The 13097-nt window shown below is 69.3% G+C and carries 12 protein-coding genes; 8 read left to right on the forward strand and 4 right to left on the reverse strand.

Annotated elements, in window-relative coordinates; genetic code table 11:
* Nucleotides 1-60: 60 nt before the first annotated feature.
* The 8 genes from tauA (at nt 61) to ESD82_RS00520 (ending at nt 8660) form a co-directional block, all read left to right on the forward strand.
* The gene (tauA, locus tag ESD82_RS00485; RefSeq protein ID WP_147428567.1) at nt 61-1077 is read left to right on the forward strand and encodes a taurine ABC transporter substrate-binding protein; all 1017 of its coding nucleotides are present in this window, start codon (nt 61-63) and stop codon (nt 1075-1077) included.
* A 65-nt stretch (nt 1078-1142) separates the two neighbouring features.
* A complete protein-coding gene (locus ESD82_RS00490; RefSeq protein ID WP_024845520.1) occupies nt 1143-1952 on the forward strand; it encodes a taurine ABC transporter ATP-binding protein in 810 nt (269 codons plus the stop codon).
* Complete coding sequence (locus tag ESD82_RS00495; protein ID WP_024845519.1) at nt 1945-2772, forward strand: ABC transporter permease subunit; 828 nt, start codon at nt 1945-1947, stop codon at nt 2770-2772. Before ESD82_RS00490 ends, ESD82_RS00495 begins: the two co-directional genes overlap by 8 nt.
* Before the next feature lie 89 nt (nt 2773-2861).
* A complete protein-coding gene (locus ESD82_RS00500) occupies nt 2862-3278 on the forward strand; it encodes a nuclear transport factor 2 family protein (RefSeq protein WP_147428565.1) in 417 nt (138 codons plus the stop codon).
* Between the two features lie 8 nt (nt 3279-3286).
* A complete protein-coding gene (locus tag ESD82_RS00505; RefSeq protein ID WP_147428563.1) occupies nt 3287-4678 on the forward strand; it encodes an NAD(P)/FAD-dependent oxidoreductase in 1392 nt (463 codons plus the stop codon).
* Nucleotides 4679-4690: 12 nt separating this feature from the next.
* Nucleotides 4691-6472, forward strand: a complete 1782-nt coding sequence (xsc, locus tag ESD82_RS00510; RefSeq protein ID WP_147428561.1) for a sulfoacetaldehyde acetyltransferase — start codon at nt 4691-4693, stop codon at nt 6470-6472.
* A gap of 186 nt (nt 6473-6658) precedes the next feature.
* Nucleotides 6659-7675 carry a YeiH family protein gene (locus ESD82_RS00515; protein WP_147428559.1) on the forward strand — a complete coding sequence of 339 codons (1017 nt, stop codon included), beginning with the start codon at nt 6659-6661 and terminating at the stop codon, nt 7673-7675.
* 4 nt (nt 7676-7679) lie between these two features.
* On the forward strand, nt 7680-8660 hold the full coding sequence (locus ESD82_RS00520; protein ID WP_024845514.1) for a phosphate acetyltransferase: 981 nt from the start codon (nt 7680-7682) through the stop codon (nt 8658-8660).
* 30 nt (nt 8661-8690) lie between these two features.
* On the opposite strand, the gene ESD82_RS00525 is transcribed toward ESD82_RS00520, so the two are convergent.
* The 4 genes from ESD82_RS00525 to ESD82_RS00540 all read right to left on the reverse strand — a co-directional run bounded on the left by ESD82_RS00525 (nt 8691) and on the right by ESD82_RS00540 (nt 13091).
* Entirely contained in the window at nt 8691-9302 is a 612-nt protein-coding gene (locus tag ESD82_RS00525) for a CAP domain-containing protein (protein WP_244314472.1), read from the reverse strand.
* 666 nt (nt 9303-9968) lie between these two features.
* Nucleotides 9969-10655, reverse strand: coding sequence for an exopolysaccharide biosynthesis protein (locus tag ESD82_RS00530; RefSeq protein WP_024845512.1), 687 nt, complete (start codon nt 10653-10655; stop codon nt 9969-9971).
* 210 nt (nt 10656-10865) lie between these two features.
* Nucleotides 10866-11786: a carbohydrate kinase family protein gene (locus tag ESD82_RS00535; RefSeq protein ID WP_147428557.1), complete on the reverse strand. Its 921-nt coding sequence runs from the start codon at nt 11784-11786 to the stop codon at nt 10866-10868.
* An 18-nt stretch (nt 11787-11804) separates the two neighbouring features.
* Complete coding sequence (locus tag ESD82_RS00540) at nt 11805-13091, reverse strand: zinc ribbon domain-containing protein (RefSeq protein WP_147428555.1); 1287 nt, start codon at nt 13089-13091, stop codon at nt 11805-11807.
* Between the last annotated feature and the right edge of the window lie 6 nt (nt 13092-13097).

Raw genomic sequence — 13097 nt, forward strand, 5'->3', positions numbered from 1 at the left:
TGAGCCCAAGGGCTCGGCCGCGTCGGAAGACCAACAATCGAAAGACAGGGAGTCACGACAATGACCAATATGAACCGGGCCGGAATCTTCCTGGCCGCGATGACGCTTGGCGCCGGCCTCGGCCCGGCCCCGGCCCATGCCGAGACCACCGTGGTCGTGGGCTACCAGCAGATCGTCGGCCCCTTCATCGCCGCCATCGCCGACGGCCGGCTGGACGCCGCCGCCAAGGAGGCGGGCTACAAGATCGACTGGCGGCAGTTCTCGTCCGGGGGCGACATCTCGACCGCGCTGGCCTCGGGCAACGTGCCGGTGGGGGTGATCGGCTCGACCGGGATCGCCGCCGCGGCGACGCGGGGGGTGGAGTTCGAGCTGTTCTGGATCCTCGACAATATCGGCAAGTCCGAGGCGCTGGTCGCCCGCAACGGCTCGGGCATCGAGGCGCCGGGGGATCTGACCGGCAAGAAGGTCGCCGTGCCCTTCGTCTCGACCGCGCATTTCCACCTGCTCGTCGGCATGGACCAAGTCTGGAAGATCGACCCGCGCGGCGTCAACATCCTGAACATGAAGCCGCCGCAGATCCTGGCCGCCTGGCAGCGCGGCGACATCGATGCCGCCTATGTCTGGCCGCCGGTGCTGACCGAGCTGATGAAGGAAGGCACGGTGATCGCCGACAGCGAACAGATCGGCGCGGCCAGCGTGCCGACCTTTGACGGGCTGGTGGCGGACAAGAAATTCGCCGCCGAGAACCCGGAGTTCATGGTCGCCTTTACCAGGGCGCTGGCCGGGGCCTATGCCGATTACAACGCCGACAAGGCGGCCTGGACCGAGGATTCGCCGCAGGTCGCAGGCATCGTCAAGACCATCGGTGGCGATGCCGCCGGCACGATCGAGGCGCTGAACATGCTGTCCTTTCCCGACGCGGCCGAGCAGGCATCCGAGACCTGGCTGACCGGCGGCGCGGTCCGCGCGCTGGGCGAAAGCGCCCGCTTCCTGGTCGAGCAGAAGCAGATCGACGCCGCGCTGGAGGATTACGCGCCCTTCGTGAACCCGAGCTTCGCCCAGGCCGCGGCACAATAGGCGGCCGGCCCCCTCGGGGCCGCATCCCGCCTGCCTGTAACCCCTTTCTCGGAAAGACCGCTGATATGCAGACATTGAAAGTTTCCGACGTCAGCCTGATCTACCCCGGCCACCACAAGGGTGCCCCGGTCACCGCGCTGAAAGGCGTGAACCTGGAGGTCAAGAGCGGCGATTTCGTCGTGGCGCTGGGCGCCTCGGGCTGCGGCAAGACCACGCTTCTGAACCTGATGGCCGGGTTCATGGCGCCCTCGGCCGGGCAGATCACCCTAGGCGGGCGGCCGGTCACCGGCCCCGGTGCCGACCGTGGCGTGGTGTTCCAGAAACACGCGCTGCTGCCCTGGCTGAACGTGATCGACAATGTCGAGTTCGGCCTGAAGCTGCAGGGCGTGGACGCCAGGACGCGGCGCGAGCGCGCGGTGAAAAACCTGGCGCTGGTCGGGTTGCAGGATTTCCACAAGCACATGATCTATCACCTCTCGGGCGGCATGCAGCAGCGCGTCGGCATCGCCCGCGCCCTGACCTGCGACCCGGCCATGCTCTTGATGGACGAGCCGATGGCGGCGCTGGACGCGCTGACCCGCGAGACGGTGCAGGAACTGCTGCTTCAGATCTGGCAGCAGACCGACAAGATGTATTTCTTCATCACCCACAGCGTCGAGGAGGCGCTGTTTCTCGGCTCGCGGCTGATCGTCATGTCGCCGCGGCCGGGCCGCATCACCCACACCTACGAGCTGGACTTCAACCGCCGCTTCCTGGCCGAGGGCAATGCCCGCGCCATCAAGTCCAGCCCCGATTTCATCGAGATGAGGGAGCAGATCCTTGGCATCATCTATGGCGACGAACGCGCCGGCGAGCGGGAAAAGATCCATGCTTGACCGGCTGACGAAAGCACGCCCGGCCCGGCCCGGCGTATCCTATGGCGCCCCCGGCGACGGCTCCAGCGCGCTTATCAGCCTGGCCACGGCGGTCGCGCTGATCGCGCTGTGGTTCCTGGTCACCGGCATGGGCTGGGTCAGGCCGCTGTTCCTGCCCTCGCCCGCCGCGGTCTGGGGCAAGTTCGTGCTGGCCGCGACCGAGGGCGTGTCGAACTCGACCCTGGCCCAGCACACGCTGGCAAGCCTCGGCCGGGTGCTGGGCGCCTTCTTCCTGGCGCTGGCCATCGCGGTGCCGGTCGGCATCCTGATGGGGGTGAACCGGGTGATCCGCGGCCTGCTGGATCCGGTCATCGAGTTCTACCGCCCGCTGCCGCCCTTGGCCTATCTGCCGCTGATCATCATCTGGCTGGGCATCGGCGAGTTTCCCAAGGTCTTTCTGATCTTCCTGGCGATCTTTGCCCCCATGGCCATCGCGGCGCGCGCCGGCGTGCGCTCGGTCTCGATCGAGCAGATCCATGCCGCCTACGCCATGGGCGCCAGCAAGCTGCAGGTGATCTTCCACGTCATCCTCAAGGCCGCGCTGCCCGAGATCTTTACCGGCATGCGCATCGGCATCGGCGTGGGCTGGACGACGCTGGTCGCGGCCGAGATGGTCGCCGCCCATCGCGGCCTGGGCTTCATGGTGCTGAACTCGGCCGAATACCTGGCCAGCGACGCCGTGATCATGGGGATCATCGTGATCGGTATCCTGGCCTTTGCCTTCGACCTGCTGATCCGCCGCATCGAGCGGGCACTGATCCCCTGGAAGGGCAAGGTCTGATCCCGCCCCGGACCTGACCCGCCACCATTCACCGCAAACGTCCCGGAGGCGCGCCTGCGCGCCGCCGACCGGGAAAGGAGTATCCACCGATGACCCGCAAACTGACCGCCGACGACCTGAAGGCCACCTTCGACGCCTTCAACCGCCACGACATCGACGGCGTGATGACCCATTTCGCCGAGGACTGCGTGTTCTACACCGTCGCCGGCGAGCATGAATACGGCAACAAGGTCGAGGGCAAGGCGGCCATCGCCAGGGCCTTCGAGGCGGTCTGGACCACGATGCCGGACGTCGAATGGGCCGATCACACGCATTTCCTGTCCGAGGACGGCAGCCGCGGCGTCTCGCAATGGACCTTCCGCGCCACCAACCCGGACGGCAGCCGGACCGAGGTGCAGGGCGTCGACCTGTTCCGCATCGCGGGCGGCCGGATCGTCGAGAAGCAGGCGATCCGCAAGCAGCGCCCGGCCATCCCCGCCTCTGCACCCGCCCTTGTCGAGAAATGAGGCCCGCCATGCAGGCGATCGAGAAACGAGCGGGCGCCCAGCCCTACGACCCGTTCTACGACCCCATCACGGCCCGCAGCCTGGGCCCGCGCAGCGATTACGCGCCGACCTACTGGATCGGCACCGCCGGCACCCCGCCGCCGGATGACGGCCCGGTCACGGGCGACATGGATGCCGATGTGGTGGTGATCGGCTCGGGCTATACGGGCCTGTCTTGCGCGCTTCACCTGGCCAAGATGCACGGCATCAAGGCCGTGGTGCTGGAAGCGAACGGCGTTGCCTATGGCTGCTCGACCCGCAACGGCGGCCAGGCCCAGATCAGCTCGGGTCGGCTCAAGCGCAGCCAGTGGATCGAACGCTGGGGCCTCGAGGTGGCGAAGCGCCTGCATGCCGAGGTCTGCGAGGCCTTCGATCTGTTCCGCGGCCTGATCCGCGACCATGCGATCGACTGCGATCCGCAGGATGGCGGGCATTACTATATCGCCCACAAGGCCAGCGTGCTGCCGGCCCTGGAAAGCGAGGCGGCGCTGCTGCGCGACACCTTCGGCTACGATGCCCGCATGATCTCGCGCGACGAGCTGCATGCCGAGGTGGTGCGCGACCAGGAGGCGCATGGCGCCATGTGGGAGGCGGACGGCGTCGGTATCCATGCCGCGAAACTGGCCTTCGGCTATCTGCGCGTCGTCCGCGAACTGGGCGCCAGGGTGCATGTCGACAGCCCGGTGCAGGGCTGGGACTACCGGAACGGCCTGCATCACCTGCGCACGCCGGGCGGCACGGTGCGCGCCAAGCGGGTGGCGGTGGCGACGGCGGCCTATGCGCCGCGCAGCCTGCATCCGCGGCTTCGGGACCGGCTGATGCCGATCATGTCGAACAGCATCGTTACCCGCGTGCTGACGCCCGACGAACTGGAAGCGGTCGGCATCCAAAAACGCTCGCCGCTGACCGACACCCGGACGCTGCGGCATTACTACCGGCTGCTGCCCGACAACCGGCTGCAGATCGGCTCGCGCGCCGCGATTACCGGCCGCGATGCCGCGAACCCGGCGCATCTGGACGCGCTGCGCGAGGGGATGGCCCGCAAGTTCCCGGCCCTGCGCGGCATCGCGCTGGACTACAGCTGGTGGGGCTGGGTGGATGTCAGCCACGACATGATGCCGCGCATCACCGGCCTGCCGGACCTGCCCGGCGCCTTCTACGCCTTGGGCTACGGCGGCAACGGCGTGATGTATTCCGCCATGGCCGGGCGGCGCATGGCGCAGCTGGTCGCCGGCGAGGCGGTGCCCGACCTGCCGATCTTCAACACCGAACTGCCGCATGAGGGCTGGCGGACGCCGTTCCGGCGCCTCGGCCAATGGGGCCTCTACAAACTCTATCACTTCCGCGACGAGCGCAAATAAGGAGCCATCGCCATGAAAATGACCACCGAGGAAGCTTTCGTCAAAACCCTCCAGCTGCACGGGATCGAGCATGCCTTCGGGATCATCGGCTCGGCGATGATGCCGGTGTCCGACCTGTTCCCCAAGGCGGGCATCACCTTCTGGGACTGCGCGCACGAGACGAATGCCGGGATGATGGCGGACGGGTTCACCCGCTCGACCGGCAAGATGTCGATGGCGATCGCGCAGAACGGCCCCGGCGTGACCGGCTTCGTGACGCCGGTCAAGACCGCCTACTGGAACCACACGCCCCTGCTGCTGGTCACGCCGCAGGCGGCGAACCGCACCATCGGCCAGGGCGGTTTCCAGGAGATGGAGCAGATGCGCATCTTCGCCGATTGCGTCTGCTACCAGGAAGAGGTGCGCGACGCCTCGCGCATCCCCGAGGTCTTGAACCGGGTGATCATGCAGGCCTGGCGCAACTCGGCCCCGGCGCAGATCAACATCCCGCGCGACTTCTGGACCCAGGTCATCGACGTGGAACTGCCGCAGGTCGTGGGTTTCGAGCGTCCCGCGGGCGGCGAGCAGGCGGTGACCGAGGCGGCCAGGCTGCTCAGCGAGGCGCAGTTCCCGGTGATCCTGTCGGGCGCCGGCGTGGTGCTGTCGGGCGCCATCCCGGATCTGGTCCGGCTGGCCGAGCGGCTGGATGCGCCGGTGTGCTCGAACTACCAGCACAATGACAGCTTCCCCGGCTCGCACCCGCTGGCCATGGGCCCCTTGGGCTATAACGGTTCGAAGGCGGCGATGGAGATCATCGCCAAGGCCGATGTGGTGCTGGCGCTGGGGACGCGGCTCAACCCGTTCTCGACCCTGCCGGGCTATGGCATCGACTATTGGCCCAAAGAGGCGAAGATCATCCAGGTCGACATCAACGCCGACCGCATCGGGTTGACCAAGAAGGTCACCGTCGGCATCCAGGGCGACGCGGCCAAGGTGGCGCGGGGGATCCTGGCGCAGCTTGCCCCCCAGGCGGGCGATGCCGGCCGCGCCGAGCGCAAGGCGCTGGTCGCGCAGACCAAATCCCGCTGGGCGCAGGAACTGTCGAGCCTCGACCACGAGGAGGACGATCCCGGCACGGTCTGGAACGCGGATGCGCGCAAGCGCGACGCCGGGCTGATGAGCCCGCGCCAGGCCTGGCGGGCGATCATGCAGGCGGTGCCGAAGGAGGCCATCGTCAGTTCGGACATCGGCAACAACTGCGCCATCGGCAACGCCTATCCCAGTTTCGAGGCGGGGCGGAAATACCTGGCGCCGGGGCTGTTCGGCCCCTGCGGCTACGGCTTCCCGGCGATCCTGGGCGCCAAGATCGGCAATCCCGACGTGCCGGTGATCGGCTTTGCCGGCGACGGCGCCTTCGGCATCTCGATGAACGAGATGACCGCCTGCGGCCGCGACGATTGGCCGGCGATCACCATGGTGATCTTCCGCAACTACCAATGGGGGGCGGAAAAGCGCAACACGACGCTGTGGTACGACAACAATTTCGTCGGCACGGAACTGGACCGCGACACCTCCTATGCCAAGATCGCCGAGGCCTGCGGGCTGCGGGGCGTGCAGGTGAAGAGCCAGGACGAACTGACCGCGGCGCTGCACGATGCGGTCGAGCGGCAGATGAAGAACCGCGAGACCACCTTCATCGAGGTGCTCTTGAACCAGGAACTGGGCGAGCCCTTCCGCCGCGACGCGATGAAGAAGCCGGTGGTTGTGGCCGGCATCGACCCGGCCGACATGCGCCCGCAGCAGGGCGCGGCCTGACCGGGGGGAGGCGGCGGAAGGCAGCGGCGCTCCCTGCCTTTCACCGTTTCCCAAATACTCCCGGGGGGCGCGCGCAAGCGCGGGGGGCAGAGCCCCCTTCGGCGGCCCGGTGCCACCCGCGACCCCCATGACATCGCCCGGCGCGCGGCAAGCGCCCCGGCCCATCCCCGCATCCCGGTGAGGACGATGATTTCCACCATGATCCCTTCGCGCGGCCTGATCGAGGAAGCCTTTCCGGGCTTCGCCGTCTCGGCCCTGGTCGCGGCCACGGCGCAATTCCTGTCGGATCATTACGGCGCCCCCGCCATGCTGCTGGCGCTGCTCCTGGGCCTGGCGCTGAACTTCCTGGCCGAGGACGGCACCCGCACCGCCCCCGGCATCGCCTTTACCGCCCGCACCGTTCTGCGGCTGGGGGTGGCGCTTCTGGGCGCGCGCATCTCGGCCGGCATGCTGGCGGCGCTGGGGCCGGGCGCCATCGCGCTGGTGGTGGCGGGCGTGGTGCTGACCATCCTGTTTGCCCTTGCCGCCAGCCGGCTGGTCGGCCGCGGCTGGCGCTTTGCGCTCTTGACCGGCGGCTCGGTGGCGATCTGCGGCGCCTCGGCGGCCATGGCCATCGCCGCCGTTCTGCCGCGGTACGAGAAATCCGAGCGCGACCTGGTCTTCACCGTGCTGTCCGTTACCGTGCTTTCGACCGTGGCCATGGTGTTTTACCCGATGCTGGCCGGGCTTTTCGGCTTCACGGCGCGCGATTCCGGCGTCTTCCTGGGCGGCACCATCCATGACGTGGCCCAGGTGGTCGGCGCCGGCTTTTCCATCGGCCCCGAGACGGGCGAGACCGCGACACTGGTCAAGCTGATCCGCGTTTCCATGCTGGCGCCGGTGGTGCTGTGCTTTTCGCTGGCGATCCGGGCGCGCGGGCTGGCCGATGCCGATGGCGGCAAGGCGCCGCCGCTCTTGCCGGGCTTCGTCATCGGCTTTCTGGCGCTGGCGGGGCTGAACAGCCTGGGGCTGATCCCGCAGGGGGTCTCGGATTTCGCCGGCCAGCTTTCTCGCTGGGCGCTGCTGATCGCCATTGCCGCGGTCGGCATCAAGACTTCGCTCGGCAAGATGCTCGAGGTCGGCACCGGCGCCATCGCGCTGATCCTGGCCGAGACCGTGTTCCTGGCCGTCTTCGTCACCGCCGGCCTGCATCTTTTGGGGTAACGCCATGAAACCGCTCGACCGCATCCACGAGACCGCCAGGGCGCTGGATCGCCACATCATCCTGGCCGAGGGCGACGACCCGCGCGTGGCCGAGGCCGCCCGCCGGCTGCTGGCCGAGGGGCTGGCCCGCGTCACCCTGATGGGCGGGCCCCGGATCCCCGGCGCCGGCCGCATCGACCCGGCGGGCGCGCCGGACCTGGCGGAACTGGCCGACCACTGGCACCGGCTGCGCGCGGCCAGGGGCATGACCGCCGAGCGCGCGCGCGACGAGATGCGCGACCCGATCCGCCAGGCGGCGATGCGGGTGCGGCTGGGCCAGGCCGACGGCACGCTGGGCGGCGCCGTCGCCACCACCGCCGATACCGTCCGCGCCGCGTTGCAGATCATCGGCCGGGCGCCGGATGCGGGGATCGTGTCCAGCTTTTTCCTGATGCTGTCCTGCGGACCCGATGCGCCGATCAAGGGCGGCATGATCTTCGCCGATTGCGGGCTGGTGATCCAGCCCGATGCGCAGGAACTGGCCGCCATCGCGCTTTCGGCCGCCGCAAGCTGCCGCCGGCTGCTGGCCGAGGAGCCGCGGGTGGCGCTTTTGTCCTTCTCGACCGCGGGTTCGGCCGATCACCCGAGCCTTGGCCGCATCCGCGAGGCGCTGGCGCTGATCCGCGCCGCCGCCCCCGAGCTGGAGGTGGACGGCGAGATGCAGTTTGACGCGGCGCTGGACGAGGCGATCCGGACCAGGAAGGCGCCGGCAAGCCGGCTGTCGGGGCGGCCGAACGTCTTTGTCTTTCCCGACCTGGCCGCGGGCAATATCGGCTACAAGATTGCCGAGCGCCTCGGCGGCCTTACCGCCATCGGACCCATCCTCCAGGGCCTCGCTAAACCCGCCAACGACCTGTCGCGCGGCTGCTCGGTGCAGGACATCGTCGACGCGGCCGCCGTCACCGCGGTTCAGGCAGGCCAGGGCATGCAGGCCGCGGCGCGATAGGGCGGCGGCGCTGCGGCCGATCCCCTGCGCTCAGCGCCCGGCCGGGGCGGCATAGACCGCCGACCAGAAGCGGGTCCGGCCATCCGCGCCGGTGGCATGGCCGATGCCGAACTGCCGCAGCTGCGGGATCAGGATATTGGCCAGATGCCCGCTGGAGCTGTTCCATTCCCCCAGCACCTGTTCGGTGCCATAGGGCCCCGCGGCGATGTTCTCGGCGGTGATGCGCGGCGCATATCCCAGCGCCTTGAGCCTTTGTGCCGGGCCGCTGCTGCGGCTGCCGGCATGGCTCATCCGGCCGCGCTGCGCCATGTCGCAGGCATGGGCGGCGGCGGCCTGCGACAGCAGGGCATCGGCCTGAAGCGCCGGCAGCCCGGCCCGGCTGCGCGCGCGGTTGGTCGCGTTCAGGCCGGATTGGACGACCTGCGGGCTGGGGGCGCTGCACTCGACCAGGCCCGGCGACGAGACCTGTATGTCATGGCCCTTGTCCGGGCCTGCGGTCGGCGTCGCGGTGCAGGCGGCAAGCAGCAGGCAGGCTGCAAGCGCCTTGCCTCGGGGGGCGGGATCCGGTGCGGCATGGTGTTTTCCTCCTGGTGCGATGGAAGAACGCCTGCGGCACGACTGGAAAAACCTTGACGAAAGCACGATCGAAATGCGGGTCGCGGCAGCCTTGAACGGGGTTGCGCCGGCGATCTTCGGACACGTTATGCGTGTATAACCACCCTGGGCGGACATTGTTCCGGCTCCGCGGCCCGGCGCTGCACAATGCCGCCTGCCGGAGGTTCGTCCCGTCCTGGATAGCCGTTCGCCGCGCTGTGCCGGCGCTGCCTGGCACGGTCTCGCACCGGGTCTGTGCGGATTTCCGGCAGGCCACCGGGTCGGAGGCCGGCAGTCGCATCTTCGCGACATCGACGCGGCGGTAGGCTGCGTGGGCACGCTCCGGGACAATGCTTGCCAGGATGCCTCGGCCGTCCCGGTCGCCGGGGCCGAGGCCCTGTTTCGCGCCTGTGCGGCGGCGGGGACGCGTCGGGCGCTGCGTTTCCCGGTCATTGCGGTGGACCGGCATCAGGTCTCGGCCTTTCCAGCCGGCAAGCGGCTGGGTGGCCGGCGGGTTGATCCGCGGGCTGGCGACCCTGATACCGGGCCATTGCAGGCGGTGACGCTGGAGGAGGTCGCCGGCACCATGGCGCTTTTCGTCCGGCCCGGCCGCGCGGCATGTCCGGCTGTTCCGGCTGCGGCCCGCCTTCGGCTTTCCGGCCTGTGCCGCCGTCCCTGGCATCTTCCGGCGGGTGATCGCCCGGCCCGGATGGCTCAGGCGAACAGCAGGGACAGGCCGCGGATGAATGCCCAGATGACGCCCCAGATGATGGCAAAGGCCAGGATGGCCAGCAGGCCGCCCCCGACGATCCACAGCCCGTCCCGCTCCAGCACGCCAAGCGCGAGGATGGCGAGGGCCAGCGCCGGCAGCATGTTGCCGAGCGGGATCGGCAGCAGCAGCACGATCGAAAGTCCCAGGCAAAGCCCGCCCACCAGCCGCACCGCCAAGGGTGAGGACAGGGGCAGGATGCGGGGGATGAGCAGCCTTTCGGCCCGGACCAGGGCGGGCGCGCAGCGCGCGAGGATCGCCGCGAAATCCGCGCGCGGCAGCGACCGCTGGGCGATGAAGCGCGGCAGCCAGGGCCTTTGGCCCAGCATCATCTGGAACGAGAGATAGACCAGCGGCAGGCCCAGGATGCCCGAGGTGCCCGGCGGCATGGGCAGGATGTTAGGAAAGGCGAACAGCAGCAGAAGCCCGGCGGTCGCACGCCCCTCCAGCAGGATCAGCAGGTCGGTGACGCTGAGCCTGTCGCGGCTGGTGTCGCCGGCGATTCGGGTCAGCACGTCCGAAAGATGCTCACGCCGCCAAGGCGGGCCGTTTCCCGGCCGCAGATCCTGGTTCCCGGCCGCCGGACCGGGATCGGGATCGCCGGAAGGCGGGCCTTTGCCTTGTGCAGGCATTCGGTCTCCTGACGGTTGCCGCGGTTCGGTGGTTCTATCTTGGGACAGGCGGCCGGGGTTTCAAGACGCCTTGTCCGGAAATGCCCGGCCCGGCTGTCGCCCCCCGCCAGCGGCTTGCCGGACGGGTTGCCCGGAAGGCGCGCGGCGCCGGAGTTGCCGCCTTGCGCCGGGGTATTTGGGAAACGGTGAAAGCGCCGGCGCTGCCGTCCTTCAGCCCGGCAGGGCGGCCAGTTCATGCGCCCAGGGCGGGTCGGCGCCGGGGCGCGAGACGGTGATCGCCGCCGCGCTTGTGCCGAGCGCGAGCGCCTGGGCGATGGATTCCGGCGCCAGCGTCTCCAGCCCCTGGCGCGTCAGCACCCCGGCGCGGTCCAGCGCGGCCAGGACGCCGGCATTGAAGGTGTCGCCGGCGCCGATCGTGTCGGCGACCTCGACCCGCACCGCCCGGGCAGAGAGCGGCGCGCCCGACCAATGCGCGCGCGCGCCGGCCGAACCGCCGGTCTGGAAGACCACCCGCGGCCCGCGGGACAGGATCGCGGCGGCGGCCTCCTCGAAGCTTGCGCCCGGCATCAGCCAGTCGAGGTCGTCGCCCGAGAGCTTGACCAGGTCGGCCATGGCGATGAGCCGGTCGAGCCGGGCGCGATAGGCCGTCTCGTCGGCGATGAAGAAGGGGCGGATGTTGGGGTCCAGCATCACCGGCACGCGGTGGCGCACGCGCTCCACCAGCGCCTCGACGGCGGCGCCGCAGGGGTCCGGCACCAGGCTGATGCCGCCGATGAACAGCGCCGAGACGGTATCGGGGATCTCGGGCAGGTCTTCGGGGGCGAACATGCGCCCGGCCGAGCCCTCGTCATAGAAGGAATAGCGTGCCTCGCCACCGGTCAGGGTCACGAAGGCCAGTGTGGTCAGCCGGTCGCTGCGCGGGCAAAGCCCGGTATCCACCCCGGCCTCGGCCAGCGGGCGCAGCAGCGTCTCGCCGAACGTGTCGCGCGAGATCGGCCAGAGATAGCCCGTCTGCGCCCCCATGCGGCCGAGCGCGATGGCGGTGTTGTAGACCGCGCCTCCGGGCAGCGGCCGGTAATTGGCGCCCTCGGGCACCATGTCGATCAGCGATTCCCCGGCGCAAAGGATCATGGCCCTCCCCTTCCTTCGTCAGCCCGTTCCTGTCTCCTGATAGCGGTAACTGTCGGCGATGGAAATATCCTGCGTGATCGGGGCCGCGCCGATGCGGATGAAACCGCCGCGCTCGTTCAGCCACAGCGCCGCCAGAAGCAGCGCCAGCGCCAGCAGCACGGCAAGGGCGATCTTCCAGGCAGACCAGGGCCGTTCGCCCTGCACGCGGCCGGACTGGCCGTTGACCACGAAACGATAGCTCTTGCCGTTGTAGCGATAGGCGGCGGTCCAGACCGGCAGCAGGATATGCTTGAAGGTCTCGTTCGCGAAGCGGGTCTCGATGCCGGTGACGCGCTGTTCGTTGCCGCCGATGGCGCGGCGCACGTCCATGGCGATTACCCCGGCCATTTCCTGCCGGGCGATGTCATGGCCGGAGCCCAGCGGGATCGTATAGCCCTCGGCCAGGAAACCGGCGAGGTATTCGGGCCGGTAGGGCACCAGATGCGACAGATCCCAAGGCGTCAGCGCATCGGTGATGCGGCGCGGCAGCGAGGTCGAGGCCAGCACCAGCACATCGTCGAAATTCCGCGCCACCTGGCCCGAAACCGGGGTCCAGCGCGTCTTGCGCACCTGCTGCGCCACCCGCTGCTGGCGGCCGTTCACCATCTGCGTGACATAGACGGTTTCGTAATACCAGTCGCCGCGGGCGCCGCTGTAGCGCGAGGCGGTGTCGGCGTCGAAGGTCCAGAAGGGCGAATAGACCCCGCTCATCTTCTTGCCGCGCCGGGCATAGGCGGTCAGGCCCGTCGGCGCGAACCAGAGCCCCTTGAGCCAGTCCTCGAGCGCGGCTTTCGCCTGCGCCTCGGTGATGACGAAGGGCAGCACGCCCTGCGGCTTGATGTGGCGCGTCGTCCCGGTGTCGGTGACGACGGCGGTGGCGCAGAACGGGCAGGCCGAGGCGTGGCGGTCGCTGGTGATCTCGACCTTGGCGCCGCAATTCGGGCAGGAAAGGGTGCGTATCGTCTCGGTCAGGTCGCTGTGCCGGTCCAGCGACAGCCCGTGTTCCAGCGGCAGTTCCTGCAATTGCGGCGCCTTGTGCCCGCCGTCCCATTGCAGCGCCCGCCCGGTCGCCGGGTCGAGCAGGATGGCGCTTTCGCCCCATGGCCCCTGCTGCGCCTGGCGCGAGGGCGCGCGGGCGGGGCCGGGGCCGATATGGCTTTCATGCCCGCAATAGGGGCAGACCAGGCTTTGCTGGCCCGGCGAGAATTCCAGGCTGGCGCCGCAATTCTCGCAAGGATAGCGGTATTCCGAGGGCGGGGTCGGCATTCCGGC

Source organism: Paracoccus pantotrophus, assembly GCF_008824185.1.
Taxonomy (GTDB): Bacteria; Pseudomonadota; Alphaproteobacteria; order Rhodobacterales; family Rhodobacteraceae; genus Paracoccus; species Paracoccus pantotrophus.

Bases quoted from the DNA above. Each gene is read 5' to 3' on its own strand.
- tauA (WP_147428567.1), top strand. From the start codon at position 61: ATGACCAATATGAACCGGGCCGGAATCTTCCTGGCCGCGATGACGCTT.
- ESD82_RS00490 (WP_024845520.1), top strand. From the start codon at position 1,143: ATGCAGACATTGAAAGTTTCCGACGTCAGCCTGATCTACCCCGGCCAC.
- ESD82_RS00495 (WP_024845519.1), top strand. From the start codon at position 1,945: ATGCTTGACCGGCTGACGAAAGCACGCCCGGCCCGGCCCGGCGTATCC.
- ESD82_RS00500 (WP_147428565.1), top strand. From the start codon at position 2,862: ATGACCCGCAAACTGACCGCCGACGACCTGAAGGCCACCTTCGACGCC.
- ESD82_RS00505 (WP_147428563.1), top strand. From the start codon at position 3,287: ATGCAGGCGATCGAGAAACGAGCGGGCGCCCAGCCCTACGACCCGTTC.
- xsc (WP_147428561.1), top strand. From the start codon at position 4,691: ATGAAAATGACCACCGAGGAAGCTTTCGTCAAAACCCTCCAGCTGCAC.
- ESD82_RS00515 (WP_147428559.1), top strand. From the start codon at position 6,659: ATGATTTCCACCATGATCCCTTCGCGCGGCCTGATCGAGGAAGCCTTT.
- ESD82_RS00520 (WP_024845514.1), top strand. From the start codon at position 7,680: ATGAAACCGCTCGACCGCATCCACGAGACCGCCAGGGCGCTGGATCGC.
- ESD82_RS00530 (WP_024845512.1), bottom strand. From the start codon at position 10,655: ATGCCTGCACAAGGCAAAGGCCCGCCTTCCGGCGATCCCGATCCCGGT.
- ESD82_RS00535 (WP_147428557.1), bottom strand. From the start codon at position 11,786: ATGATCCTTTGCGCCGGGGAATCGCTGATCGACATGGTGCCCGAGGGC.
- ESD82_RS00540 (WP_147428555.1), bottom strand. From the start codon at position 13,091: ATGCCGACCCCGCCCTCGGAATACCGCTATCCTTGCGAGAATTGCGGC.